Below are 26,575 nucleotides of genomic sequence, written 5' to 3'. Positions count from 1 at the left end.
AAATCCGATACAGTTATCTGCTGGAGTGATAAACCCGATGTTTTAACGCGTTGCGGGCAGCGGAGGCACCTTCAACGCCTCCGCTGCGCTGCCTCGCGATGGCTCTGTCACATTGTGGTTTACGCGTTCCTGACAACGCCGATCAAACTCCCACACCACGCCCCAGCGCACGCCCCAGCGTTGCGCCGGCATGCGCCTCCGGCAATTTCGCCCGGCCCTGGCCAAACAACTTCTCGCGCAACGTTCCTTCAGCATAGGCCGTCTTGTACGCGCCCCTTTCCTGCAGCACCGGAATCACCAGATCGATGAAGTCGCTATAGCATTCAGGCGTCACCGTGCGCGCCAGGTTGAAGCCGTCGATATCGGTTTGTTCGATCCAGCCGATCAGTTGATCCGCCACCTGCTCGGGTGTGCCGACGATGGCCGGATATCGTCCGCCCAATTGCAGTTCTTCCCGCAGAATCTGCGCGACCGTGCGTTCTTTACCGGCACCCGTGAGATTCTTCATCACCGATTCGATCGCATTGTTCTTTGCGTAGCGAATCGGTTCGTCCGGGGCATAGCGGGAGAAATCGATGCCACTGGAGCTGGCGTAATGCGCGAGGCCGGCTTCCGGATTGGCGTAGCGGGCGTATTCGGCGTATTTCTCACGTGCCTGCGCTTCGGTCGGCGCGACGACCACGGACAGGCCCATGAAAAACTTGATGTCCGACGGATCGCGCCCCTCGTTGCGCACGGCAGCACGCACGTCGCTGACCAGTTGCCGCAAGGCAGCCGGCTTCTGCTGGGAGACGAACACGCACTCCGCATGGCGCGCCGCGAACTGTTGGCCACGTCCGGATGAACCCGCCTGAAACAGTACCGGCGTGCGTTGCGGCGACGGCTCGGACAGGTGATATCCCTCGACGTCGTAGTACTGCCCACGATGCTCAATCCGGTGCACCTTCGCGGGGTCAGCATAGACGCGCGCCGCGCGATCGGCGCGCACGGCGCCCTCTTCCCAACTGCCTTCCCACAGCTTATAGGCGACTTCCAGGAACTCGTCGGCGCGATCGTAGCGCTCGTCATGCGCGATCTGTTCGCCGAGTCCCATCGCCCGCGCCGCGCTTTCGAGGTAGCCCGTGACGATGTTCCAGCCGATCCGGCCGTCCGTCAGATGATCGAGCGTGGAAAAGCGCCGCGCGAGCAGATACGGCAAGTCATACGTCAGATTGACGGTCACCCCGAAGCCGAGGTGCTGAGTCACGGCGGCCATGGCCGGCACGGTCAGCAACGGGTCGTTGACGGGCAACTGGATCGACTCTTTCAGCGGCAGTTCGACCGATTGCTGGTAGACGTCGTACACGCCGACGATATCCGCAATGAACAGGCCGTCGAACAAACCGCGCTCGAGCAGCTTCGCGAGATCGGTCCAATACGAGAGTTTTTTGTAGTCCACGGAGCGGTCGCGCGGATGCGTCCACAAACCATGGTTGATATGGCCCACGCAATTCATGTTGAATGCGTTGAGCAGAATCTGTTTCGTCATGACGGTAGGGATTCCGGTGTTGCCAAGGGGCGCTGAAGATTCAGGTCGTGCCGCTCTGCGTGGGCAAGCGGCCGTTCAGGTAGTAGTCACCGACCGCGGCGATTTTCCAGCGCACCGGGTCATGCAGCGTATGCACACGAGCGTTGCGCCAGTAACGGTCGAGATCGAGTTCACCCGCCGCCGCTCGTGTACCGGCGAGTTCGAATAGCTTTGTCGACGCAGCGAGCGCGATTTCCGTGGTCAGGGCACGCGCCTCGGCGACGGCAACCACCGCTTCGGCGACCTTGCCCGGTTGCGGATCGACACGCGCGGCATCGAGCTGATCCGCGGCGCGCTCGACCAATGCATCGGCGGCCTCCAGACGCACGGCGAGACGCCCAAACTCGCTGATCGTCAACGGATCGTGCGCGGCTCGCTCGACGTTCGCCTCGATCCACGGCCGTGACTGCGTGGTGACGAAGGCCCGCGTCGCATCATGCGCGCCTCGCGCGAGACCCTGGTCGATCGCCGCATGAATCAATTGAGCGTAGGGCTTGATGGTGGTCCGTGGCTGGTGGGGATCGGCGAGCAGCAGTACCTGGTCCGCCGCGACGCGCACGTTGTCGAACTTCACCGTGCCGCTCGCGGTGCCTCGCTGGCCGAAGCCCGACCAGTCGTCGATCACCTCGACGCCCTGCGCATCGCGCGCGACGATCACCAGATAGGCGTTGCCATCCTCGCCGACCACCGCGGTTGGAATCCATTGTGCGTACAGCGCGCCAGTTGCGTAGAACTTCTCGCCGCTGATGCGAAACGCCCCCTCGCCGTCTGGCACGAGTTGCATCGTGCGTTCGGAGGCGGTGGCGCTGCGGCGCTCCACGAGTGCGTTGCCAAAGCGCTCGCCTGCCAGCGCCCTTGCGAACAGGTCGCGCTTCTGAGCCTCGCTGCCCTGCACGCGGATCACCTCAAGCGTGTAATAGTGGTTTTGCGGAATCTGGCCGAGCGAGCCGTCGGCCGCCGAAATCAGCGCCACGACCTCCGCGAGCGTTGCGCTCGAGACGCCCGCGCCGCCGAATTCGCGCGGCACGGTGATACCCCACAAACCCGACTGGGAAAAACGCGTCAGCTCTTCATACGGGGCACGCCGTTGAGCATCGCGCTGCGCCGCTTCACGAGCAAATGCCTGCGCAAGCGTGCGCGCCACGTCGAGCGCTTCTGCGTCGGAACCGATGATGGTGGCCAGATGAGCGGCCTGCTTATGGATCGTTTGGGTCATGTGATGGTTGGCTATGCCGGCGTCAGATCCACGCATGTCGCTGCGGCAACACGTCGTTAAGCAAATAGTTGCCGATCGCGAAATATTTCCAGCGCACCGGGTCGTGCAGCGTATGTACCCGTGCATTGCGCCAGTGACGATCGAGATTGAGTTCCTCGAGCACCGCGCGCGAGCCGGACAGTTCGAAGAGTTTTTCCGCGCCATTCAGTGCGGCTTCGGTTGTCAGCACTTTGGCTTTGGCGACGGCGATCGACGCTTCAGCTTGCGTCTGCGCCGTGACACCGGCCACGCGAATCCGGTCGAGCGTGCGCGCCGCGCGCTCCAGCACCGCTTCGGCGGCGTGCAGCTCCACGTGCAGCAGGCCTGTGTCGCGAATCACGTAGGGATCGTCGGTCGCTCGCTCGACACCGGCGTCGAGCCATGGCCGCGCCTGCTCCTTCACGAAGCGCACGGTCTCACGCACCGCGGCGCGCGCGATTCCCGCGTCGATCGCGGCCTGGATGATCTGCGAGACGGGGCCGACCAGCGAAGGCTCGCCGGCGGTTTGCCACAGCGGCAATATCGCTTCCGGGTCCACCAACACGTTATTGAACACCACCGAACCGCTGGCCGTGGTGCGCTGCCCAAAGCCCGACCAATCGTCGATGACAGTCAGCCCTGGGCTGTCCCGTTCGATGATCGCGGCGATCAGGCGACCTTGTTCATCGAGCAGCTTGGTGGGTACCCAGTGAGCGAACAGCGCACCGGTCGAATAGAATTTTCGGCCGCTCACACGCAGTTCTCCGTCCGCTGTCGCCAGCCGTGTTTGCACGTCAGTCGTATTGCGCGACCCGCGTTCGGGTCCGGCGTTGCCGAGCCGTTTGCCCGCCAGCACGCCAGAAAAATAGCGCTGCTTCTGCGACGCGGACCCAAGCGTGCGGATCACGTTTAAAAACCCGAAATGATTCTGAGGAATCTGCCCGAGCGAAGGATCAGCCTCGCACAGAATCGCGAACACGCGTGCAAGCGTGACGAAAGAAACGTCTGCCCCACCGTATTCGCGCGGCACGGTGATGCCACCCAAACCGCTTGCGCTGAAGCGGGCAAGTTCATCATACGGAAGACGCCGCTGACGGTCGCGTTCAGCGGCGCCCACAGCGAATTCCAGGGCGAGTTGTTCGGCGACCGCGAGGGCCTCGGCGTCGTCTGCGATGACATGGGCGTCGGCTTGTGGCCGCGCGTGCAAAACACCGGTGTTGGAGATGTCGTTCATGCTACCTCGGCAGAATTGTTCGAGGTTAAAGCGTTGGCGTGCGGCACAGAACTATTCATTTTTCATTTACTTATCTGCTGCAACGCCGCTAACGCCCAAACGACGGCAAAAGCGATCACTCTGCGCTTTGCATGGTCGAATTGCCTGGTTTGCACATGAAGCGGCACCACCCGCGGTGGTGCCCTGTAGGTTTCGCGATGTCGATGCGGTTGCGGAATAACGATGTGAGAATAAATCGGTTCAGTCGCCCTGTTCGAGCCAATAAAGTGATCCGGCATCGCCAGGGGCCTTCGCGGCCCTTCAGCTTGAGCGTCGAATTCTTTCTTTTCAGGAGCAGTCAATGACAGCATCAAATGCACGCACAGCCGAACATCCCATCGACAGGCAATTCCTCAACCGCTGGTCGCCGCGCGCTTTCACGTCCGACCCGATCCCGGAAGCAACCCTGCTGACGCTTCTCGAAGCAGCCCGCTGGGCGCCGTCCTCCTATAACTCCCAACCGTGGCGTTTCGTCTATGCAAGACGGGATACGCCCCACTGGGAACAATTCCTCGGCTTCCTCAACGAATTCAATCGAAGCTGGGCCAGCCAGGCAGCGGCCATTGTCATCGTTCTGTCCAAGAGCACGTTCACGCCGCCCGGCGGAGCGGCTGAAGTCCCTGCTCCCACCCATTCGTTCGATACCGGCGCCGCGTGGGCATACCTCGCGCTACAGGCCAGCCTCTCCGGATGGCATGCGCACGGCCTTGCCGGCATCGAACGCGAGACGATCCGCCAGGCGCTCGCCGTTCCGGACGTCTACTCCATAGAAGCCGCTATCGCAATCGGCCGCGCGGGTGACAAGGCGTCGCTGCCGGAAGCGCTACAAGCGCGCGAAGTACAGAGCCAGCGCAACTCGCTGACCACCATCGCATCGGAAGGGCGCCTCGTTCTCTAACGGTTTCCCGCAAACACCATACGCTGCGTGACGTGCCCCTGGAAAAGCACTTCACGCAGACACGCGCTCAGGATCAGGAATTAGTCGGCCGCTCCCGCTACCGCGCCAGATTTCCCCTAAGGTAACGAGCCGATTGCTTGACGACGTGGAATGGTCAGCGTTCGCCCTGCCAGGCCGTGAGCCGCCTTTCCACCAGCAATACAGCATGATTGAATGCGAGACCGAGTAGCGCGAGCGTGACAATGCCTGCATACATTTTCGGAATCTCGAACGTGAATTGCGAGTAGTTCACGAGGTACCCCAGTCCCGCTTTCGCCCCCACCATTTCAGCCGCGATCAGCACGAGAATAGAGTAAGCACCGGCGACACGAATGCCCGTGAAAACAGTCGGTACCGACGCAGGCAAGACGACCTTGCGACAAAGCTGCAGCGGGGTCAGCCCCATTGAAAGCGCAGAGCGGATCAGCAACGGATCGACGTTGCGCACACCGCTCACGGTATTGAGTACGACAGGCCAGATGCATGAGTAAACAACCATCGAGACCTTCGAGGTCTCGCCCATGCCTAGCACCAGCACAAAGACGGGAAGCAGCGCGAGTGGCGCGGTGTTGCGAAACAACTCGAGGAGCGGATTGAGAATCTCGGCCAGCGTTCGATACCAGCCGATGACAAGGTACTCATGACTCAGACTCCTGCGTTAAGCCGCATGCGCGACCTCCAGACGCGAGGTCGCCCGGCGCTGATGCGTCAATTGCCAGATGTCGTGTCTTAGCCGCACGAATTCCGGTGTCGAGCGCAGGTCTTCGGAGAGGTCATCACGCTTGAGATGCACATCGAGCGCATGGGTGATGCGGCCGGGCGCCGCCGCCATCACCAGGACTCGTTGGCCAAGATAGATGGCTTCGTCGATAGAGTGCGTGATAAACACGATAGTCGTGCCGGTGCGTTGCCAGATGCGCAGCAATTCATCCTGCAACGTCTCCCGGGTCTGTGCATCGAGCGCGGCAAAGGGTTCGTCCATCAACAACACGTCAGGGTCGAAGGAAAGTGCACGAGCGATCGCGTCGAGTTGCTTCTGCTTGAGCAGCTGCGCGAGATTGACCGGCGGCGCTGCGACGAACACCACCTTTTGAATCTCGTCTTTGGACAGGCCGGCCTTCTCGAGATACGCGGTCAGCAGATACTGCTCGTACGCGCCCGGGGTGTTGACGCCGACCTTGCGGCCGATCAGATCGCGTGCGCTGTGGATCGGACTGCCTTGCAGCACAAACAGCCCGCCGTTGGTCTCCTTCTCAGAACACGCCGTCGTGTTCGAGCGTGATGCGATGAATACGGCGGCGGGCCGCGCCGTAGTCTCGCGCCGCGTAATGCTGGACCTGGCGGTTGTCCCAGATCGCGACATCGCCGGCACGCCATTCGAAGCGGGCCTGGACTTCCGGCGTCTTGATCAGGTCATAGAGGTAGTTCAGCAAACTCTGACTGGCCGTCTTCGACACACCGAGTAAATGGCTCGTGTGGCCTTCATTGACGAACACCAGCTTGCGGCCGTTTTCGGGGTGTGTCTTGATGACGGGCACCTCGATGGGCGGATATTTTTGCGAGGCATCGCGCACCCGTGCAAGGCCGGCCTCCACACTCTGCTCGCTCGTGCCTTCCGGTATGTCGTAACCGCTCAACAGGTCGGAAAGTGCGTTCTTCTTGGGCGAAGCAATGAACGTATTCACGGCCTTCAGCTTCTCGAAGTAGCGTGCCAGATCGGGATCCAGCAAGTCGTAGACTGCCGGCGACGAGGCCCAGATCGTGTCGCCGCCGCCCCCCTCAGGAATCTCCTGCGCGTGGAGGACGGTGGCCTTGGGCGGCTGCGGCTGCCACGAAACGTCGACGTGCCAGTTGTCCGTGCCGCCCGATTGGGTTTTGTCGCTGTGGGCAATGACCTCGATCTCCGGGAAGCCCGCAACGGCCGGCAGGTAGATATTCTTGCGGACCGGGTTTCCGAAGATGCGCGCGAGCGCGACATGCTGCTCGGGCGTAAGCGTCTGTTCACGAAAAAAAATTACGCCATGGTCGACCAGCGCCTGCCTCAGCGTTTGCCGGTTTTCTTCGCTAAGCGGCCTCGCGAGATCGACATTCTCGACCACCGCGCCGATCAACGGCTTGTATCGGCGTACGCGAAGCTCCTGATGAGCGGTGGATGGCGACTGCTGATGTTCGAGCACTGCACTCATGGCGTCCTCCAGAGGGTCGATAGCGTGGACCATGAGAGCAGCAGGGGTGAGGTGTCGGCAACCAAGCTTTTAGCGCATGGTTAGTCAGCACTGGGCGATTCGTTTAGTCGCCATCGTGGCAAAAAGAGCCCACAAAACAAGTACTTTGGTTCGAACAAAGGATTATTTCGACGCCCGTTGCGACTTGCCTATAGTCGAAGGTTAGCCGGTTCACGGTGTCACGTTCGCTGCGAGCCGGCCCTGTTCGAGGACGGCAGGTGGTGCCAATGCGGCGCCTCAAAACCACTTCTGAGCATAAGCTTCCCACAATAAGTTCGTAGCGCCGCTGCGCGATGCGCTTAACGTATTGTGCCTACGCGGGATTTCTCGCCCGGAACCTGTTATCGAAGCGATGTTGCCCAATGCCGACAAGCTGGCCCACTGGCTGCTTTCCAGTCTCGAACTGAAAAGCACGATATTTCACGTCGGCCAATATTGTGGGACCTGGCAGGCGTCTACCGCGGGACGCCTGCGGGCGAGCTTCCATCTCGTGCTGCACGGCGAATGCTGGCTGCACCTGCCCGCAGACGCGCACCGCGCGGCTCGCAGCGTGCGCCTCGTCGAAGGCGACGCGGTGTTCCTGCTGCGCGACCTCCCGCACTGCCTGTCACCCGATCCGCACCCGCCCGCGCGCGGTCAGGAAGCCGCGCGCATCGGTACGATGATGCCGCTGACGGCTGAGCCCGACGTCACCACCGCGGCTGACGCCGGGGTCGGCATCGCCTGCGGTTTTTTCGAGTTCGGCTCGACGCTCGACGACATGCTATTGAGCCTGTTGCCCGATCACATCGTCGCGCGCCGCGAACACCCCTCCCTGCAAGGCGCGCGCGCCATCTTCGACCTGATCCAGGCCGAGGCCAGGCTTGACGCCGACAAGCCTTCTCCGCTGCTCGCACGCCTGACCGATCTGCTGTTCATTTACGCGCTCCGTGCCCTGGATGGCCCTCATGACATGGCGCCCTGCTTCTGGGCGCTGCTGTTGCGGGCCGAGTTCGCGCCACTCGTGAGCGCGATTGTCGAGTCGCCCGGCAAGCGCTGGACGACCGACTCGATGGCGGATTTCGTCCATATGTCCCGCGCGCGCTTTTGCAAGCAGTTCGTCACGATTTCCGGCCAGCCGCCCGCCCAGTTTGTCACGCTGATTCGTATGAATCTTGCCGCCACCATGCTGCGCGACGGCGCCCGTACGCCGGATACCGCCGAACATGTCGGCTACCAGTCGGAATCCGCGTTTGCTCACGCGTTCAAACGCATCACCGGCATGCAGCCGGGCGCATGGCGACGCGCGCGAGCGGCCACTGAAGAGCGAAGCGAAGCGGCGCCGGAAGACGCGTACGGCGTCGCCTGATTGCATCCTGATTGCATCGAGCGTCGCTGCGCCTCGCCAACGCGAGACAAACCCGCAGAAATCGCAGACAGCCGCGCATTGTCCGGTCACCCCCGCATGTCCAGAATGAGGGCTTCTTCGTAAGGGATCGATATGAGCCGTCTACCTTTGCTCACCCCCAACAGCGCGCCCGAAGCGAGCCGTCCTTATCTCGAACGCGCGCAGGCCGCCAACGGCTTCCTGCCGAACCTGGTCGCATCGCTAGCCAACGCGCCGACCGCGCTCGAAACCTATCTCACCGTCGCGGAAATCAACGGCCGCAGCGGTTTGACACTAGCCGAACGCGAGACGGTGCAGATCACCGCCGCCGCCATTCACGGCTGCGGCTTTTGCGTTGCGGGCCACACGGCGGTTGCGCTGAAAAAAGCGCAACTCGATGCCCCTCTCGTCGAAGCAATCCGCGCGCAACGCACTCTCACCGACACCCGCCTGAACGCAGTTGCCGTGTTCACCCGGGCGGTGATCGCCACGCGCGGCGCGGTAGCCGATGAGGCGCTGAGCGCGTTCCACGCGGCGGGCTTCAGCGACGCCAACGCGCTCGAAGTCGTGCTCGGCGTGAGCCTCGCGACCCTGTGCAACTTCGCGAACAATCTCGCACAAAACCCGCTCAATCCTGAACTGGCCGCCTACCGCTGGGACGCCGGTCAGTTCGCCGCATGACTACCGTGCCACTGGTCGCGACGACGCCCGAGCTGGCCGCGTGGCTCGACGCGAACGCCGAGGCCATCGACACCACTCAGACTCACGCGCCGGATATCCTGCCGCGCCTCGCACAGGCGGGATTGTTGCGCATCGGTGTCCCGGCGGAATCGGGCGGCAGCGGCGGCACCACGGTCGACGCGATCCGCGCCGTGGCCGGCGTCGCGGCCCATTCGCTCGCGGCTTCGTTCGTATTCTGGGGTCAGCGCACGTTCATCGAATACTTGCTGCACAGTCCCAACCGGGGGTTGCGCGCGCGCTGGCTGCCCGCGCTGCTCGCCGGCGAGATGGCCGGCGCAACAGGTCTGTCGAATGCGATGAAGTATCTGTCGAATATCGAGCCGCTGCAGATGAACGCCGCGCCCCTCGCGCACGACGATACCGGCGCGGTCACCCGTTGGACACTGAACGGCAGTTTGCCGTGGATCACCAATCTGCGGCACGAGGGCTTTATCGCGGCGGCGATGTTCGATCACAACGACGGCGCCGCGCCCTCGATCTTCGCGATTCCGCACGACGCTGACGGCGTCGAACGCAGCGACGATCTCGACCTGATTGCGCTGCGCTCGAGCAATACGGCAGCCCTCAAACTGGCCGGCACGGTACTCGATACCCACTGGCAGATCGCCGTCGACGCACCTGCGTTCATCGCGCAAGTCCGGCCGGCTTTTCTGGGGCTCCAATGCGGGATGTCGATCGGACTCGCGCGACGGGCGCTCGACGCAGTGGCGACCAGCAGCGCCGCGGCGCGCGACGCCGTCTCGGACGAAACCGCCGAACTCTCGCATGAGCTTGACCTGTTGTCTGGCCGCCTCTTCGACGGCGTCGAACACGGCACCTTCCTGAGTGCGCCGACAGCGCTGTTCGAGGTTAGGATCAAACTCGCGGCACTGGTCGACGCCGCGGTACGGCTCGAGGTGCTGAGCGCGGGCGGACGCGGCTATCTGCGCGGCCAGGGCGGATCGCCGCGCCGCACACGCGAGGCCGCGTTCATACCGATCGTGACCCCGAGCATCGTGCAACTGAAAACCCAGCTTGCACAGCATCGACGAGTGCAAGCCGCATGAGCCAGTTCGCACCGGAACACGCATTGCACGGCATGCCGCGCATCGATATTCGCAGTATCGGTCTCGGCTACGGCACGCGGCGCGTCCTGAACGGCGTCGATATGAGCGTACGCCGCGGCGAACTGGTGGCTGTGCTCGGACCGAGCGGCTCAGGGAAATCGACCTTGCTGCGCATCGTCGCCGGCCTGCTTAAGCCCGATGCCGGGTCCGTGATGATCGATGGTCAGGCATTAGCGGGACCGCGCCCCGATATCGCCCTTGCGTTTCAGGATCCATGCCTGCTGCCGTGGCTGTCGGTCGAGAAGAATGTGGCATTCGGGCTCGGCTTCAAACGTCAGCCGCTGCTGTCGCGCAGCGCGAGGCGCGAACGCGTCACCGCTGCGCTCGATGAAGTCGGACTGGCCCATGCGCGCCACCTCGCCCCATCCCAACTGTCGGGCGGAATGGCGCAGCGCGCAGCGCTGGCACGCTGCCTCGCACGGCAACCCAACAGCTTGCTGCTCGACGAGCCGTTTGGCGCACTCGACGAAGTCACGCGCGCCGACATGCAGCGCCTGCTCGTCAAGGTGGTGCGAGACACGCAGGCCGCCACCCTGCTCGTCACGCACGACATCGACGAGGCTTTGCTCGTGTCCGATCGGGTCGTCGTGCTCGGCAACCAGGGAGCGTTGATTCTCGAGCTCCCGGTACGCGTGCCGGCGCCGCGAGAGGCTCAGGTTCAGGCGCTCGGCGCGCTGCGTGTCCAGATTCTCGAGGCGTTGCAAGATTCGATGTCACGCGCGCCGCGTCCCGTTCACGCTTAACAAGGCAAACCGTATGTGCCAGCTTCCGATGTCCCGCCGAGAGTGGCTGAAACTCGCTTCGATGTTTACCGTGGCCGGCGCCGCGCCACTTCTGAGCGCCCTGAACGCCCGCGCCGCGACCGAGCCTGACGCACCGGTGCGCATAGGCTATCTGCCGATCACCGACGCCACGCCGTTGCTCGTCGCGCACAACAACGGCTATTTCGAAGCGGCCGGCCTTAACGCGGAAAAACCCACGCTGCTGCGCAGCTGGGCGCAGCTCGTTGAAGCCTTCCTTTCCGGCCAGGTCAACGTGGTGCATCTGCTCGCGCCCATGACAGTCTGGGCGCGCTATGGCGGCCACGCGCCGGCCAAGGTCGTCGCGTGGAATCACGTGAACGGTTCCGCGCTGACCGTCGCGCCCGAGATCAATTCGCTCGCCGATCTGGGCGGGAAAACGCTCGCCGTGCCGTTCTGGTATTCGATCCATAACGTCGTCGTACAGGACATGCTGCGCGCGCAACAGCTGACGCCGGTGCTAAAGAAAGAAGGCGATCTTCGGCCGAACGAAGTCCGCCTGATCGTGATGGCGCCATCCGATATGCCGCCTGCGCTCGCCTCGAAGCAGATCGCCGGCTTTATCGTCGCCGAACCTTTCAATGCGGCCGCTGAAGGACTGAAGGTCGGCAAAGTGCTGCGCTTTACGGGCGACGTCTGGAAAAACCACGCCTGCTGCGTGGTGTTCATGCACGAACGCGATCTGACCGAACGGGCCGTGTGGTCGCAGCAGGTCGTCGATGCCGTGGTGAAGGCGCAAGTATGGACGCGCGCGCATCCCACGGACGCGGCGCAGTTGCTGTCGAAGAGCGGCCAGAACCACTACACGCCACATGCGGCCGACCTGCTAACCCGTGTGCTGGCTCCATCGGCCGATGACGAGGGCCGCTATCTGGCCGATCGCGCGATCGTGCATGCGGATTGGCATGCGAAGCGGATCGATTTCCAGCCCTATCCCTATCCGGCATACACGGAGGAACTCGTGAAGCGGCTGAAGACGACCCAGTTGGAAGGCAATGCGTCGTTCCTGCGTGATCTCGATCCGGCCTTTGCCGCGCGCGACCTGGTCGACGATCGGTTCGTGAAAAAGAGCATCGATGCAGAAGGCGGCATGAAGACGTTCGGGCTGGCAGAGGGCTTTTCCCGCAAGGAGACGATTCTTGTCTAGCGTTTCTGTGCGCCCCTCTCCATCGTCTGTATCGTCTGATCCCGCCAGTGCCGCCACACGCGGCGCACGCGGATCTGCCGGATGGTTGGCTCGCACCACCTTGGGACTCCTCGGCATTGCGGCCGTGGTTGGGCTCTGGTGGTTCACGATTCGGATCGTCGCCGCACCTGACAGCATGGCCGCCCAGTTCTCGCCGGTGCGTGCGATAGCGACGCTGCCGTCGCTGATCACGGACGACCGCTTGTTCGTCCACATCGCGACCAGCTTGCGCCGCATTGCAGTCGGGCTCGCGTGGGCGCTGCTGGTCGGCGTGCCGCTCGGCTTTCTGATCGGCCGGGTGCGCGTGCTCCACACCGTGTTGTCGCCAACGCTGCAGTTCCTGCGGATGATTTCGCCGCTATCGTGGATGCCGATCGCCGTGATGTCGCTCGGCGTCGGCGATCGTGCCGTGTATTTTCTCCTGGCGTTCGCCGCAGTATGGCCGCTCGTGATGAGCACGGCCGCAGGTGTCGCACAAATCGACCGCCGTTGGCTTCTGCTCGGCGAGAGCCTCGCTGCGACCCAGGCGGAAATCCTATGGCACGTCTATATCCCTGCGCTGGCCGCTCACGTGCTAACCGGAGTACGACTCGCCATCGGCCTTCTGTGGATCGTTCTCGTGCCAGCTGAAATGCTCGGGGTCAGTTCGGGTCTCGGGTACCTGATTCTCGATACACGCGACCGTCTGGCCTATTCGGAATTGACCGCAGTGATTCTGATTATCGGCATACTCGGCTTTCTGCTCGACTATGCCGCCCGGCTCGTTTATCGGCGTTTTGGTGCAGCCGCATAGGGCGGGATGTTCGAAGGTCGCGCGATCTGATGCAATCGCTCATTCACGGCAACGCGACGGTTACCGGTGATCGAATTCCGCCCTATCCACCGGAAGCGGTGCTCGAAGTGGCCGCCGCTTCGGCACGCTTCGCGGTGAAGTTCCAGCGTAGCGCCGTAGCCGTATCGACCGGCGCCGGCAGAAGCCCCGCTCGATAGAAGGTGTCGGCGATCTTTTGCTGCTCGCGGAAATTCTGCGCGTCAACGGCGCGTACCGCATAGCTGCGGCGTGCGTTCGCACGCTCGATTGTCGCAGCGTCCAAGCCCCAGATCGGCGCGAGCAGCTTCGCCGCATCGTCGGGATGGGTGCGAACCCACACACCCGCCGACGTCAACTGCGCGAACACCGTGCTGATCACATCGGGATGAGCGGCGGCGAAGCTGCTGGACGCCAGGTAGTACCGTTGATAGGAGGCGAGGCCCTCGCCGTCGGCGAGGATGCGCACGTCCGGCGCCTTGTCGACCGAAGCGACATACGGGTCCCAGGTAATCCACGCATCCACGCTGCCGCGCTCGAATGCGGCCCGCCCATCGGCCGGCGTCAGATAGCTGATGTGCACGTCAGCAGGTGCGAGACCCGCTTTGGCGAGCGCGGCGAGCAGCAGATAATGGCTGCCTGCGGCCTTGGTCACCGCGATGCGCTGGCCTTTCAGGTCAGCAAGCGTATGCAGCGGCCCGTCGCGCTTAACGATGATGGCCTGGGCGCCAGGCGACGGTGCTTCCTGCGCGACATACACAAAACGCGCATGAGCGGCCTGAGCGAACACCGGGACCGTATCGGCAACATCGGCGCTAAAGTCGACGGCGTCGGCGTTGAGCGCTTCGGTCAGCGGCAAGCCGCTGGCAAACTCGTTCCAGGTAATGCTCACGCCCAGTGGCGCCAGCGCCTGCTCGAGCGAGCCACGCGCTTTCAGGACCGTGATGAGCGTTGAGGACTTTTGATAGCCGATCCGCAGTTTCACCGGCGCCGAAGCATTGGCGGCGGTCTGCGCGTGAGCGGCACTCACGACGAGCAGCGAAGTCAGCGCCGCGCGGGAGAGCAAACGAAAGATAGAAAGGGTCACGGTTCAATATTCCAGTTAGTGCACGTCCAGGTCGACGATCATCGGCAACGTGGGATCGACGGTCCATTCGTTTAACGACCCGTCGTAGATCGTCACGTTGTGAAAGCCACAGACTGCCAATGCCAACGCGAGTCCCGCTGCCGTGATCCCGCCACCGCAATAGGTCACGATGCGAGCGCCACTCGCCACCGGAGCCGCCAGCCGTTCCCGCAACACCTCGACCGGCAACAGCCCATTGGTCGCGGGATCGATCAGTTCGTCGAAGGGCACGCTGAGACTGGAAGGAATCCGCCCAGGTCGCGGATAAGCCTGCTCGGCACCGGAAAACACCGGACGGCGCAACGCATTGCACAGCACGCCGTGCCCGGCGGCATCGAGCATGCGGGACACATAGGCCTTGTCGACGAATGCATCGGGATCGAATTGCGGCTCGAACGGCGCGCCTGTACGCGTCACGGGCTGCCCGGCGCCTTGTTCGAGCGCCCTGCCTTCACTGCGCCATTTTTTCAGGCCACCGTCGAGCACGGCCACCTGATCGTGTCCAAAGGCGCGCAGTACCCACCAGACGCGGGCGGCCCAGATACCGTCAAGCGAGTCGTAGACGACCACCAGGCTGTCCCGTGTGATCCCGTGCGCCGCGGCCGCGTAGGCGATTTGCTGCGATGTTGGCCGCGTAAACGGAAACGCTGCCTGCGGGTCTGAAAACTGATTCACCAGGTCAGCAAAGGTAGCGCCAGGGATATGCCCTTCTGCTTCGAATTCGCGCAACGCCGGGCGCCGCACGAAGCGCAGCTCGCCTAGCGCTTCCTTGATGACCGTGGCGTCGAGCACAACCAGATTCGCGGCGCCAAGATGCGCGGCTAACCACGTGGTCGATACCAGCGGTCCAAAAGAGGATCGGTTCGTCATAGTGTTGAATCGAAACAAGCCGCCACGTTACGGTTGAGTATCACGCCGCTGGACGCGACAGGTTCAGATGGTCGCGCAAGGTAGCGCCGGTGTACTCGGTGCGGAACAACCCACGGGCCTGCAAACGCGGCACAGCGAGACGGACGAAATCTTCCAGACCGCCCGGCAGGAACGGGGCCTGAATCATGAAGCCGTCGCACGCGCCGCTCTCGAACCATAGCTGCAGCCTGTCGACCACCTCGTCCGCTGCGCCGACAAATTCGCGCAGTGGCCCCACGCCGTAACGCGTCCCCAGTTGCCGCAGAGACAGGCCATGCTTGTGCGTCAGTTCGGCGACTTCCTTGTAGTGTCCCTGCACGCCCGGTACGTCGACCTGCGGCAGGACGTCGTCCTGAGGATACTGGCTGAGATCGATATCCAGATGGTAGGACAACGTCGACAGTCCCGCTTCGGGCACAACGAGGCTATTCAGCAGCCGTTCGGTCTCCTCGGCAATCAGGCGCGTTTCACCGACGATCGGCACGATCCCCGGCAACACTTTGAGCTCGTCCGGATTGCGGCCGAATTTCGCGGCGCGCTGCTTCATGTCGCGATAGAACTCCTGCGCGGATTCGAGCGACGAATGCGTGACGAAGATGACCTCGGCCCAACGCGCGGCGAAATCGCGCCCACGCCCGGAGGCGCCGGCCTGAATGAAAACCGGCCGACCTTGCGGCGAACGGCTCACATTGAGCGGCCCCTTGACGCGAAAGTACTGGCCCGCGTGATCGATCGCGGCGACCTTCGACGGGTCGGCGAACTGTGGCGTCTCACGGTCGAGCGTCAAGGCGCCGTCACGCCAGCTGTCCCACAACTTGCAGGCCACTTCGACAAATTCGTCGGCTCGGTCGTAACGCTGATCGCGCGAGAGCTGCGCTTCGAGCCCGAAGTTCGCGGCTTCGGCTGCCTGGAACGACGTCACGATATTCCATGCTGCACGCCCGTCGCTCAGATGGTCGAGTGTCGCGAGCGCGCGCGCGACTGCAAACGGTTCGAAGTACGACGTCGAAATCGTGCTGGCGAGACCAAGGCGCTCAGTTGCCGCGGCGACTGTCGCCAACACGGCAAGCGGCTCGAGCCGCAATGCACCCAGCGCGCCATAACGCAGCTGACTGTCGGTGCTACCCTCATAACGGCTCGGCACGGCCAGGATATCGGCGAGGAACAGCAGATCGAACTTGCCGTCCTCCAGCAATCGTCCAAGTTTCTTGTAGTAACTGCCCGAAAGGAAGTTGGTGTCGGCGGAGGGGTAGCGCCAGCCGCCGTGATTGCCGGACACTGGACCGGCAAGCGCGAACGCTGCGAGGTGCATCTGATCGTTACGTGGGGTCGTCATTCTGTTCGCGATGAGGTGCGCCGTGTGCCGGTGGGCAGCAAGCCAGGCACATAACGCCAATGTGGCGCTCGCCAGACCAACCCTGCGAGCGTCGAGAGAAGAGGTTAATCATAGCTCGAAGCCTACCGGCGGTATAAGCCGAGTCCAGATAACCAATTCAGGAATCGAGATATAGGAAACGAATGCGCGCGGCATAGAATTCGCGCTTATTTTGCGCACCGGTATGGGTGACGTCTTCATGTGCCGGCGCTGCGCAAATTTCATTTCTCGGGGACCCGGATGAGATTCGCTGTCCGATCATTGCCTGGCGCAGCGCTTGCCGCGCTTCTGTTCACATCCTCATTGCCCGCGCTGGCCGACGATTTCAAGGTCGGCACCATTTTGTCGACCACCGGCCCATCGGCGTTTCTCGGCGGGGATATGAAAGACGGCATGGCCATCGCCGTGGACGAAATCAACGCGCGCGGCGGCATCGACGGCAAGCCGATCAACTGGACTTTCTATGACGCGCAGAGCCAGACCGCGACGGCCATCGCGTCGACCCGCCGGCTGATCGCGCAGGACCACGTCGATATCATCGTGGGGGGCGGCAACATGAGCGGCATTGCCCAGGCGATGGTGCCGCTCGCGGAGCAGGCAAAGATTCCGTTCATGTCGACCGAAGGCGCCACCTCGATCGTCAATCCGGTCGCGCAGCGCCAATGGATCTTCAAGAGCACGGTCGACGACAGCGTCGTGTTCGAGCGGCTCGCCGATTACTTCAGGAAGAAGGGCATCACGAAGATCGCGCTGCTGCACGACACCAGCGGCTTCGGTCAGGCCGCCGTGCAGGAGTTGGCCAAAGTTGCGCCGGAGCGTGGCCTGACTACTATCGATGAAGCATTCAATCCGACCGACACGGATCTCACGCCGCAACTCACGCGCATCAAGAGTAGCGGCGCACAGGCGATCGTCTGCTGGACGACAACGCCCGCGGGCGTCATCTTCATCAAGCAGGCGAAGCAACTTGGCCTCGGTGACCGCACTCTGATTCACAGCTACGGTTTCGTGTCGCAGCGTTATATGGAACTGGCCGGTAAAGATGCCGACGGCGTGCTGCTCGTATCGGTGAAGTTTCCGGTCGGTGCTGACTTGCCGGACACCGATCCGCTCAAGCCGAGGATCGCGACACTGACAGCCGCATTTCAGAAGCGCTTCGGCCGCGCGCCGAACCAGTTCGTCGCACAGAGTTACGACGCGGTCTATCTCGCGGCACAAGCGCTCAAAGCCGGCCATGGCGAACGCGGCGCGACGCGCGATGCGCTGGAGAAAATTTCGAAGTACGACGGTGTGGAAGGCACCTTCAACTTTTCGCCGACGCACCATTCCGGGCTATCAAAGGACGATCTCGTGCTGATCGCCTGGAAGGACAATCGCTTTCGCCTCGTCGACTACCGATGAGCCGGCCGCAATCGAGCGCCTCACGTCAGGCCGCCTCACGTCATGCATAGTGCAGCGCTTCTGCAGATCGTGCTGTCCGGTCTCGGCACCGGCAGTATCTACAGTTTGATCGCGATCGGTTTCAACATCACCTACAAGAGCACCGGCGCATTGAGTTTCGTGCAAGGCGAATGGGTCATGCTCGGCGGTCTCGTCGCGGCCACCGGCGTGACGCATTGGCATCTGCCGGTCTGGGCCGCGTGCATCGCCGCGACGCTCATCGTCGTCGCGTTGGGCTTCCTGTCGGAGCGCATCGTGATTGCGCCGATCCGGCATCCGTCGCCGCTCAAACTGACCCTGGTGACGGTCGGACTGGCCCTCGCCTGTAAAGGCCTCGCCATGCTCGTGCTCGGCCGCTCGCCGCAAGGTTACCCCGGCCTGTCCGGCGACGCGATGGTGCACTTCGGGGGGGCCGCGATTAACCGGCAGACGCTCTGGATCATCGGCGTCGCCGTGGCGTCGATGTGTGCGATTCACCTGTTCTTCAACCACACCACCACGGGGATCGCCATGCGGGCAGCCGCGGCCAATCGCGATGCCGCCGATCTGATGGGTGTGCGCCGTGGGCGGATGGTCTCGCTGTCGTTCGCGTTGGCGGCAGGCTTCGGTGGACTCGCCGGCACATTGATCACGCCACTCACGCTGATGTCGTTCGACAGCGGCGCAACAATCGGCTTCAAGGCATTCAGCGCGGCGATGCTGGGCGGCCTCGGCAACCTCTACGGCGCGGGTCTCGGCGGCCTCGTACTGGGTTTGATCGAAGCCCTTGCAGGCGGCTATCTGAGTTCGCAGTTCAAGGACGCGGTGTCGTTCGTGATCCTGTTGCTGGTGTTGATCGTGCGTCCGCAGGGTCTGTTCGGCAAACCCGATATCGTGAAGATCTGACATGCGCGCCTTCCTCCGCCGCGTGCTCGCCAGCGAGTCGCGCATGCTTGCCGTGCTGTGGCTGGTGCTCGCCGCATGGCCGTTCGCGGCGTCGAACGATTATCTGGTGAGTCTCGGCAGCACCTTCCTGATCAATCTGCTGCTGATCGCCAGTTTGAACCTGCTGGTGGGCAATGCCGGACAGATCGGCCTTTCACACGGTGCCTTTTTCGGTATCGGTGCGTACACCAGCGGCATTCTGTCGACCACGCTGGGATGGTCGCCGTGGCTCGGCACATTGGCCGCGCTCGGTGCCGGCGCGTGCGCGGCAATCCTGCTCGGTCTGCCGACGCTGCGCTTGCGCGGCCATTCGTTCGCTATGGCTACACTTGGCTTCAATGCCATCGTCTCGGTGCTGCTCGTCGGCTGCGTGGGTATCACGGGCGGCCCCAACGGGTTGATCGGCGTACCTTCGTACGCGCTCGGCTCGCACCCGCTCGACACGCCCGCGGCCTTCTATCCGGTGGCGTGGATTGTGACCGGCATTGTGATGCTGGGGTTGCTGAATCTCGGACGCTCGCGTGCCGGCCGTGCACTTCGTGCGCTCTCAGCCAGTGATGTTGCCGCGGCCTGCAGCGGTGTGCCGGTGTTCCGCTACAAGCTGATCGCCTTCACGCTCGCATCGACTTTCGCCGCGCTGGCCGGCGCGCTCTACGTGCATCAGAACAATTTTGCATCGCCTGACACGTTCTCGTTTTCCACCTCGGTCCTGCTGCTGGTCATGGTGACGGTAGGCGGTGCCGGGCGTTTTTTCGGACCTGTGTTCGGCGCGTTGATGGTCACCGCGCTGCCCGAATTGATGCGTAGCTTCGACGATATTGAAACACTCGTAATCGGTGTGGCGATGATCGCGGTGGTCGGCTTTCTGCCCGGCGGCATCGTCGCGAGCGTGGCGCGCATTGCTGCGCGTCTGCGCGGGAACACCCCCCTCAGCGACCGGCGGGCCCCATGAGCGATTTCCAACTCGCGGTGCACAGCATTGGACGGCACTTCGGCGGCTTGCGCGCGCTGCACGATGTGTCGTTCGTCGTGCCGCCGGGCCAGATATGTTCCGTGATCGGCCCCAACGGCGCCGGCAAATCTACCCTACTGAACATTCTGAGCGGTGTAACGCCACCGTCTGCGGGCACGATCACGCTCGGAGGCCGGCGCCTTGACCGGCTTCCCGCGCATCGGCGTGTTGTGGCCGGCATAGCGCGCACGTTTCAGAACCTGCAACTGTTCGATGAACTGACGGTGCTCGAGAACGTGATGATCGGGGCGCATACGCGCAGCCGTTCAGGCTTCGTCGCCGGCCTGATCGGCTCGCCCGGTGCCCGACGCGATACCGCCAGCGCGCGGCACACCGCCTTGCAACTGCTGGATCGGCTCGGGCTGGCGGATCGTGCTCAGGCATCCGCACAATCGCTGAGCTACGGCGAAGCGAAGATCATGGAAATCGCCCGCGCGATGGCGTCCGAGCCCCGCATCCTGCTGCTCGACGAGCCGCTTGCCGGACTACCTGGCGGCGCGGTCGAGCGAGTTGCCCAGGTCGTAGTGGATCTCAATCGCAGCGGGACCTCGATCATCCTGGTCGAACATAACGTGCGAGTCGTCATGCAACTCTCTCATCACATCGTCGTGCTCAGCAACGGCGAGCTCATCAGCGAAGGCACACCCCAGCACGTGCAAGCCGACCCTGCTGTGATCGAAGCCTATCTCGGAGAGCCCGCCGATGCTGCTTGAAGTGACGGATCTGCATGCATCGCGCGGGGCGGCGAACGTTCTTAAGGGGATCGACCTCGCCGTCGGCGAGCATGAAGCCGTGTGCCTGATCGGCGCCAACGGCGCCGGCAAATCGACCATCATGCGCGCGATTACCGGCCTGTTGCGGCCGGTTCGGGGAACCGTCCGCTTCAACGGCGCCGAGATTCAGTCCCTTGCCGCTGACGCGATCGTGCGGCGTGGCATAGCGCTGGTTCCCGAAGGACGGCAGGTGTTTGCACCCTTGACCGTTCTCGACAATCTACGCATGGGCGCATACAGCCGAGACAGTTCGGGCAAAAGCGAATCCGAAGCCGATTTAGCCCGCGTGCTCGCGATCTTTCCGAAACTCGCGGATCGGCTGAAACAGCAGGCGGGCACCCTGTCCGGTGGTGAACAACAAATGGTCGCGATCGCGCGTGCCTTGATGAGCCGGCCGCGCATGCTGCTGCTCGATGAGCCATCGCTCGGACTCGCGCCGAAGATCGTCGCCAGCATTTTCGATGTGATTGCGCGACTGGCGCACGAAGGCACCGCGATCCTGCTCGCCGAGCAGAATGCGCACATGGCGTTCAAAGTGTGCTCAAGAGGTTATCTGCTCAGCGAGGGCCGCTGCGTTTTGAGCGGAGCCACAACGGCGCTCGCCACCCACGAGCGCGTCAAGGAAGCCTATCTCGGTGGGTGACGGGTCCAGCTTAGAGCGGTTTGATGTCGGCCGCCTGCTTGCCTTTCGGCCCCTGCTTGACCTCGAAACTCACCTTCTGATTTTCCTGCAGCGACTTGAACCCTTCCGTGCGGACTTCAGAGAAGTGCGCGAACAGATCGTCGCCACCGTCATCCGGCTTGATGAAGCCAAATCCCTTCGCGTCGTTGAACCACTTGACCGTCCCTGTTGCCATGAGCCTTCTTCCTTACGGGTTGTTGGGCTGGACCTCGGCGAAGGCGTTTCGCGCCTGAGGCGCTCCGTTGCTGCCGGGTCCAGGTTGCGTCACGGGATGTTTCACCCGCGTGGCGCAATTTAAACAATACGGCAAGTATTGGGTATTTGAAACAAATGTTTTCTTCGATGTTTATCAGGAGGCTCCGGGCGCGCGAGCATGGCGAGAATGCGCTACACGAGGTAATAGAGCTCCGTGTCGCGCTGCTGTGCCGGCAAACGCTCCGCACAGTGCAGACAGGTGTTGCCCTCGCCCAGTTGCGTGTAGGCGTAACGTACGGCCCGCACGGTCGCCGACCAGCTTTCGTCCTCTTCCGGGAAAAAACGATCTGCCGGATACCATGCAGCAAAGCGCAGATTGTCGAGCACACTGCGCAACGCCGGCCGCAGTCCTGCGAGCAGGACGACAAGCCCACTCTTCTGCGCGTCGCGAAGGAAATGCTCAAGCCGTTCGATACACACCACATCAGGATTGCGGACTCGCTTAAGGCGCAGCACGAGATACCGGACCCCTTGCTGCTGTGCGCGCGCCTTGAGCGTCGCGAAATGACGGTCGAGCTCCGGGGCCGCACCAAAGAAAAATTCTCCTTCGAAGTCCCACACCGCCACAGCGGCACACGACGGATCGCTCGGCAGCCGCTCTCTCACGACGCCTTCCGGGCTCACGACCAGTTCAGTTGCCTTCAACTTTGCCGCACGCGGTACGAACAGGAGAATCGACAGCGCCACACCAATCAGGATCGCGAATTCGACACCGATCAGCAATGCAGCCAGCGTCGTCAACACGATCAGGCCGGCATCGTATCGCGACGCCCGTAGTGTGTAACGCAGGCGCGGTACATCGATCAGGCGCACGGCTGTCACCAGCAACAGTCCCGCCAGCGCCGCCTTCGGGATGTAGCGGGTCAGCGGTGCAAGCGCCAGCATCGCCAGTGCAACTGCCACCGCGGTCACCACCCCCGAGAAGCGCGTCGCCGCCCCGGCCTGATAGTTGATCGCGGAACGCGAGAGCGAACCGGAGCCGGGCAGGCAGCGAAAGAAGCCCCCCACCAGGTTGGCGACGCCTTCGGCCAGACATTGCCGGTTGTAGTCGAGCGGCTGGTGCGTGTGATGTGCGATCGACTTTGCGATGGAGAGCGCCTCGAGCAGACCAAGAAACGCAATCGCCACCGCGCTCGACGACAACTGACCGATCCAGCTCCAGTGAATTTCCGGAATATGCGGCGACGGGAGCCCTGCTTTCAGCGCGCCGATGACGGCAACCGCCGTGCGGCCGCCCTCGCCCGGTTGCGACCAACCCAGCGCATAGGTGGCGCCCGCCACGATCAACAGCACGACGAACATGTCCAGTTGAGGCAGTCGGTAACGCCGCACGGCTCGGCGCAGCAGCAACGCCAGCACCACCGAGGCCGCACTGATCGCCAAAGCCTTCAGATTGACGGGATCGCCATGCACCAACGTCAGCCAGAGCCGGTACAGCACATGCTGGTGACCGGTGCCCTTCTCACGCACGCCAAGCGCATTGCCGATCTGGCCAATCGCCAGCAGCACCGCCGCGCCCGCCATGAATCCGAGGATGACCGACTCGGAGATGTAACGCGTCAGATCGCCTAGCTTGAAGACCGCAATGCCAATCTGGACGATACCGACCATCACGCCGAGGAGGAACATCGCCTCGTAGATATCGGACGTGGCATTCGGATCGAGAAACGCGAGCGCACTGAAGACGACCAGAGAAATCGCACTGGTCGGCCCGTTGATCAAATGTGAAGACGAGCCGAGCAGCGACGCGACCAACGTCACCACCACCGCCGAATACAGCCCGAAGCGAGGATCGACGCCCGCGATCAGCGCGTACGCCATACCCTGCGGCAGCGAAATGGCGGCAACCGTCAGACCTGCGAGCAAATCGCGTTTGCCCTTGCCCCAGTCATATGAGAAGTTACTGGCGAGCGCCATGATGTTATCCCCTGCTTCTTGTATCGCGGGCGGACGAATTCGCCACGCCGTCAGCCGGCCTGAGGACCGTGTCGATGATGCCGTTTTCGTCGAAGAACCGATGGTTCGCGTCGTCCCAGTCGTGGGCGATCGCGGTAACCGGGAACAGCTTGAGCGCAGGCAGGCGTGCCGCGAAGCGCTGCGCGATCGCCGGATTGAACGGCCGGTAGCCGGCTAATGCGATCGTCTGCTGGGCCGCGTCGCTGAACAGAAACGTCAGGTACGCCCGCGCATAACGGTCGCTGTGATGCCGGGCCACATTTGTATCGACCCATGCTACGTAGGGTTCGGCAAGAATGCTGACGGGTGGGTAGACGATCTCGAGTTCGTCGCGTGCGTCGGCCACTTCGCGCAGTGCTTCGTTTTCCCACGCAAGTTGCACATCGCCGACCTTCTCGACGGTGAACCCAATAGCCGCCCCGCGCGCGCCGCTATCGAGCCGGACCGCATGCTGATATAGCGCGCGCAGATAGTCGCCCGCCGCACTCTCGCTGCCACCGCGCGTGGTCACCGCGCCCCAGGCAGCGAGGGCGCTGAGCTTGCCGTTGCCGGAACTGCGCGGGTCGGGTGTCACGATGTCCACGCCCGGTGCGATCAGGTCCGGCCAATCGTGGATATGCTTCGGATTGCCCTTGCGGACCACAAATACGATCGTCGAATAATACGGCTGCGAGTGGTGCGGCAAGCGTTCGGCCCAGTTGGCGGCAATCAGTCCCTGCTTGCGCAGCGCGTCGACATCTGAATAGAGTCCGAGCGTGACGACATCGGCCTGCTGCTCGCCCGCCACCACCGCGCGCGCCTGGCGGGACGAGCCGCCGTGCGACTGCACCACGCGCAGCCGAATCCCGGTTTCCTGCTGGTATGCCGCAACGAACTGGTCGTTCAGGCTGCGATACAGTTCGCGCGTGGGGTCGTACGATACGTTGAGGATCTCATTGCTGGTATTCCCCTGAACATTCTTCACGCCAATCAGCGCCACGGCGATTACGACACCGGCCACGGCGGCAAGGTTGAGCAACGGCAGACGTTTCATTGTTCCTCCGGCGGGCCCGGCAAACCGAACCCACTGCAGCACCGGAACGCTCCGGCAAAGGCGGTGTATTGCGTACCGTCATCCGGAGACGATTGTCTGCCCGTGCGGGACTCGCGGAAAACCAATTTGTTCTGATATGCAAAGCGACGCTAACGAGGAACTGTAGGGTTTTCGCAAGCAGCCGCCTTGACTCGCTGGAATGGTCGCTGCGCGCTATGGCTGGATATACAGGTCAGCAAAATTGCCGCGCAGACCTTCGCCAGTCGGAGCGTAATCCTTCACCTTCTTCGAGACGATTGTGATGTTGGGATTCGCACCGAACTCGACTGACGGAATGTCGTCGTGGACGATTTGCTGGAACTGGATGAATAGCTGACGACGCTTCGCTTCGTCGGTTTCCACCGAGGCCGCTTCCAGCAGACGATCGACCTCCGGGTTTGAATAGTGCGCCGCGTTGGAGAATGGCAGTCCGATCTTGAAGTTTTTCGACCAGAAAACGCGCTGCACGCCGACGGTCGGATCGAACGCGTTGGAGAGCGCTTCGAGCGTGATGTCGAAAGCGCGATCCGTGTAGGCCTTCTTCACATAGGTCGCGAAGTCATAGCTCTCGATCTCACCGTCAATACCGATACGCGCCAGAGACTGGCGGACGAAGTCGGCAGCACGAGGGTCCTGAAACGGGTTGAAGAGCAGTCGCAGCTTGAACCGCTTGCCGTCCTGGCCACGTTTCAATCCGGCGGCATCGAGCGCGGCATTGGCCTCGGCGACGTCATTCGGAAAGTAATGGATGTCGGCATCGTGATACTTCGTATTCGCAGCGCCGATCGCAGCGGCGGAGACCTGGCCGTAGCCGTACCAGACAACCCGGTTCAATGCATTGACGTCGATCGCCTGGGAGATCGCTTTGCGCACCGCCTTGTCTTTCAGGACAGGGGTGTCCAGGTTGAATATCAATTGCTGGTGGTTGCTGACGTAGGGCCAGTTGGTCGTATCCACATTGAAGTTCGGCAGCGCCGTGAACCGCTTCACATCCGATAAGGGGATCGCCTGGTCACCGAGGTTGGCGGCGCCCGATTCGAGCGCCGCTGCGCGAGCCGCGCCGTCAGGGAGGAAGCGCACGATGATCTTGTCGATGTACGGCTTGGGTTTGTCCCAGTAGTCCGGATTGCGCTCGAGAAGAATGTAGCTGCCGTGCACGAACGATTTAAAAATGAACGGGCCAGTGCCGACCGGCGCGCTGTTATACGGATTGGAAGCGATATCCGTTCCTTCGTACAAATGCTTCGGGATGATCGGCGACTCCGAACCCGAAAGCGCCGTCAGGAGAAAAGGTGCCGGCTTCGACAACTCAACGATCGCTGTGTAAGGGTCCGGTGTCTTGACATCGATCACGTTCGCGAACGTGCTGCGTCCGCGCGGATGAACCTGCTTTAACGTCAAGATCGAGAACGCGACATCGGCAGAGGTAAAGGGCTTGCCGTCGTGCCACTTAACACCCTTGCGCAAGGTGAAGCGATACTGCAGTCCGTCTTTGCTGACAGACCATGCTGTAGCCAGCAGTGGCTCGGGATTGAGATCCTTATCGTAGGTCAGCAAGCCTTCCACCACCTTGGGACCGATTTCCGCGTTACCGCCGGCGGTGGTGGTCAAAGGAATGATTGAAGCAGGTTCCGGCGTGACAAGCCATGTCAAGGTTCCCCCGCGGTTGGGGGCCTCTACAGCGGTTACCGGAGTCGTGCCAATCAGTGTGGTCGCGAACAACGCGCCGACAAGGTATGCGCGCAGCCTGTTATGCACGTTCATATCTGCCCTGTTTATTGTAAGAATCGCAGATACTAAGGTGCTTT

At 62.6% G+C, this 26,575-nt stretch carries 24 protein-coding genes and 1 pseudogene; 12 read left to right on the top strand and 13 right to left on the bottom strand.

All coding sequences use genetic code 11. From position 1 onward, the window contains the following. Positions 1-142 precede the first annotated feature (142 nt). The 3 genes from HHL24_RS05980 to HHL24_RS05970 are packed head-to-tail and all read right to left on the bottom strand — an operon-like array spanning position 143 to position 4,035. Positions 143-1,528, bottom strand: coding sequence for an LLM class flavin-dependent oxidoreductase (locus HHL24_RS05980; RefSeq protein ID WP_169484582.1), 1,386 nt, complete (start codon positions 1,526-1,528; stop codon positions 143-145). Positions 1,529-1,568: 40 nt separating this feature from the next. Then, on the bottom strand, positions 1,569-2,783 hold the full coding sequence (locus HHL24_RS05975; protein WP_169484581.1) for an SfnB family sulfur acquisition oxidoreductase: 1,215 nt from the start codon (positions 2,781-2,783) through the stop codon (positions 1,569-1,571). A gap of 22 nt (positions 2,784-2,805) precedes the next feature. After that, entirely contained in the window at positions 2,806-4,035 is a 1,230-nt protein-coding gene (locus HHL24_RS05970; protein WP_169484580.1) for an SfnB family sulfur acquisition oxidoreductase, read from the bottom strand. Positions 4,036-4,375: 340 nt separating this feature from the next. On the opposite strand from HHL24_RS05970, the gene HHL24_RS05965 reads away from it, so the two are divergent. Next, entirely contained in the window at positions 4,376-4,972 is a 597-nt protein-coding gene (locus HHL24_RS05965; RefSeq protein ID WP_169484579.1) for a nitroreductase family protein, read from the top strand. Positions 4,973-5,126: 154 nt separating this feature from the next. On the opposite strand, the gene HHL24_RS05960 is transcribed toward HHL24_RS05965, so the two are convergent. The 3 genes and pseudogenes from HHL24_RS05960 to HHL24_RS05950 all read right to left on the bottom strand — a co-directional run bounded on the left by HHL24_RS05960 (position 5,127) and on the right by HHL24_RS05950 (position 7,197). Continuing rightward, positions 5,127-5,621 (bottom strand): ABC transporter permease, encoded by a 495-nt coding sequence (locus HHL24_RS05960; RefSeq protein WP_268966689.1) that lies wholly within the window; start codon positions 5,619-5,621, stop codon positions 5,127-5,129. A 48-nt stretch (positions 5,622-5,669) separates the two neighbouring features. Next, positions 5,670-6,269 (bottom strand): annotated as a pseudogene (locus tag HHL24_RS43870) (ABC transporter substrate-binding protein); the annotation flags it as partial. Then, on the bottom strand, positions 6,265-7,197 hold the full coding sequence (locus HHL24_RS05950; protein ID WP_169484578.1) for a TauD/TfdA dioxygenase family protein: 933 nt from the start codon (positions 7,195-7,197) through the stop codon (positions 6,265-6,267). The pseudogene HHL24_RS43870 and the gene HHL24_RS05950, both read right to left, overlap by 5 nt. Positions 7,198-7,588: 391 nt before the next feature. Here HHL24_RS05950 and HHL24_RS05945 point away from each other — a divergent pair, with 391 nt between their 5' ends. From HHL24_RS05945 to HHL24_RS05920, 6 genes are all read left to right on the top strand, one after another. Further along, the gene (locus HHL24_RS05945) at positions 7,589-8,584 is read left to right on the top strand and encodes an AraC family transcriptional regulator (protein WP_169484577.1); all 996 of its coding nucleotides are present in this window, start codon (positions 7,589-7,591) and stop codon (positions 8,582-8,584) included. Between the two features lie 132 nt (positions 8,585-8,716). Next, positions 8,717-9,283: a carboxymuconolactone decarboxylase family protein gene (locus HHL24_RS05940; protein WP_169484576.1), complete on the top strand. Its 567-nt coding sequence runs from the start codon at positions 8,717-8,719 to the stop codon at positions 9,281-9,283. Then, the gene (locus HHL24_RS05935) at positions 9,280-10,389 is read left to right on the top strand and encodes an acyl-CoA dehydrogenase family protein (RefSeq protein WP_169484575.1); all 1,110 of its coding nucleotides are present in this window, start codon (positions 9,280-9,282) and stop codon (positions 10,387-10,389) included. The genes HHL24_RS05940 and HHL24_RS05935 overlap by 4 nt, the downstream gene beginning before the upstream one ends. Then, positions 10,386-11,192 (top strand): ABC transporter ATP-binding protein, encoded by an 807-nt coding sequence (locus tag HHL24_RS05930; protein ID WP_407947477.1) that lies wholly within the window; start codon positions 10,386-10,388, stop codon positions 11,190-11,192. Before HHL24_RS05935 ends, HHL24_RS05930 begins: the two co-directional genes overlap by 4 nt. Positions 11,193-11,205: 13 nt before the next feature. Then, positions 11,206-12,396 carry an ABC transporter substrate-binding protein gene (locus HHL24_RS05925; protein ID WP_169484574.1) on the top strand — a complete coding sequence of 397 codons (1,191 nt, stop codon included), beginning with the start codon at positions 11,206-11,208 and terminating at the stop codon, positions 12,394-12,396. Next, a complete protein-coding gene (locus HHL24_RS05920; RefSeq protein WP_169484573.1) occupies positions 12,389-13,228 on the top strand; it encodes an ABC transporter permease in 840 nt (279 codons plus the stop codon). The genes HHL24_RS05925 and HHL24_RS05920 overlap by 8 nt, the downstream gene beginning before the upstream one ends. A gap of 82 nt (positions 13,229-13,310) precedes the next feature. Here the strand turns inward: HHL24_RS05920 and HHL24_RS05915 are convergent, their stop codons facing one another. From HHL24_RS05915 to HHL24_RS05905, 3 genes are read right to left on the bottom strand one after another with little or no spacing between them, the layout of a single operon-like run. Then, on the bottom strand, positions 13,311-14,330 hold the full coding sequence (locus tag HHL24_RS05915; RefSeq protein ID WP_407947476.1) for an aliphatic sulfonate ABC transporter substrate-binding protein: 1,020 nt from the start codon (positions 14,328-14,330) through the stop codon (positions 13,311-13,313). 15 nt (positions 14,331-14,345) lie between these two features. Beyond that, positions 14,346-15,239: a sulfurtransferase gene (locus tag HHL24_RS05910; protein WP_169484572.1), complete on the bottom strand. Its 894-nt coding sequence runs from the start codon at positions 15,237-15,239 to the stop codon at positions 14,346-14,348. 40 nt (positions 15,240-15,279) lie between these two features. Continuing rightward, complete coding sequence (locus HHL24_RS05905; protein ID WP_206002730.1) at positions 15,280-16,614, bottom strand: LLM class flavin-dependent oxidoreductase; 1,335 nt, start codon at positions 16,612-16,614, stop codon at positions 15,280-15,282. A 279-nt stretch (positions 16,615-16,893) separates the two neighbouring features. On the opposite strand from HHL24_RS05905, the gene HHL24_RS05900 reads away from it, so the two are divergent. The 5 genes from HHL24_RS05900 to HHL24_RS05880 are packed head-to-tail and all read left to right on the top strand — an operon-like array spanning position 16,894 to position 21,445. Beyond that, entirely contained in the window at positions 16,894-18,054 is a 1,161-nt protein-coding gene (locus tag HHL24_RS05900; protein WP_169484571.1) for an ABC transporter substrate-binding protein, read from the top strand. Positions 18,055-18,096: 42 nt separating this feature from the next. After that, positions 18,097-18,978 (top strand): branched-chain amino acid ABC transporter permease, encoded by an 882-nt coding sequence (locus tag HHL24_RS05895; protein ID WP_169484570.1) that lies wholly within the window; start codon positions 18,097-18,099, stop codon positions 18,976-18,978. 1 nt (position 18,979) lies between these two features. Then, the gene (locus HHL24_RS05890; RefSeq protein ID WP_169484569.1) at positions 18,980-19,969 is read left to right on the top strand and encodes a branched-chain amino acid ABC transporter permease; all 990 of its coding nucleotides are present in this window, start codon (positions 18,980-18,982) and stop codon (positions 19,967-19,969) included. Next, a complete protein-coding gene (locus HHL24_RS05885; protein ID WP_169484568.1) occupies positions 19,966-20,742 on the top strand; it encodes an ABC transporter ATP-binding protein in 777 nt (258 codons plus the stop codon). Before HHL24_RS05890 ends, HHL24_RS05885 begins: the two co-directional genes overlap by 4 nt. Next, the gene (locus HHL24_RS05880; protein WP_169484567.1) at positions 20,732-21,445 is read left to right on the top strand and encodes an ABC transporter ATP-binding protein; all 714 of its coding nucleotides are present in this window, start codon (positions 20,732-20,734) and stop codon (positions 21,443-21,445) included. The genes HHL24_RS05885 and HHL24_RS05880 overlap by 11 nt, the downstream gene beginning before the upstream one ends. A 10-nt stretch (positions 21,446-21,455) precedes the next feature. Here the strand turns inward: HHL24_RS05880 and HHL24_RS05875 are convergent, their stop codons facing one another. The 4 genes from HHL24_RS05875 to HHL24_RS05860 form a co-directional block, all read right to left on the bottom strand. Then, complete coding sequence (locus HHL24_RS05875; protein WP_083083486.1) at positions 21,456-21,659, bottom strand: cold-shock protein; 204 nt, start codon at positions 21,657-21,659, stop codon at positions 21,456-21,458. A gap of 212 nt (positions 21,660-21,871) precedes the next feature. Further along, positions 21,872-23,656 carry a SulP family inorganic anion transporter gene (locus HHL24_RS05870; protein ID WP_169484566.1) on the bottom strand — a complete coding sequence of 595 codons (1,785 nt, stop codon included), beginning with the start codon at positions 23,654-23,656 and terminating at the stop codon, positions 21,872-21,874. A gap of 4 nt (positions 23,657-23,660) precedes the next feature. After that, positions 23,661-24,728, bottom strand: a complete 1,068-nt coding sequence (locus tag HHL24_RS05865; protein ID WP_169484565.1) for a sulfate ABC transporter substrate-binding protein — start codon at positions 24,726-24,728, stop codon at positions 23,661-23,663. Positions 24,729-24,941: 213 nt separating this feature from the next. Beyond that, the gene (locus HHL24_RS05860) at positions 24,942-26,531 is read right to left on the bottom strand and encodes an ABC transporter substrate-binding protein (RefSeq protein ID WP_169484564.1); all 1,590 of its coding nucleotides are present in this window, start codon (positions 26,529-26,531) and stop codon (positions 24,942-24,944) included. Positions 26,532-26,575: the final 44 nt, after the last annotated feature.

It is taken from the genome of Paraburkholderia polaris, assembly GCF_012927345.1.
Classification (GTDB): domain Bacteria; phylum Pseudomonadota; class Gammaproteobacteria; order Burkholderiales; family Burkholderiaceae; genus Paraburkholderia; species Paraburkholderia polaris.
The sequence above is the reverse complement of the archived record's forward strand: the minus strand, read 5'-3'. Positions and strand labels throughout refer to the sequence as shown.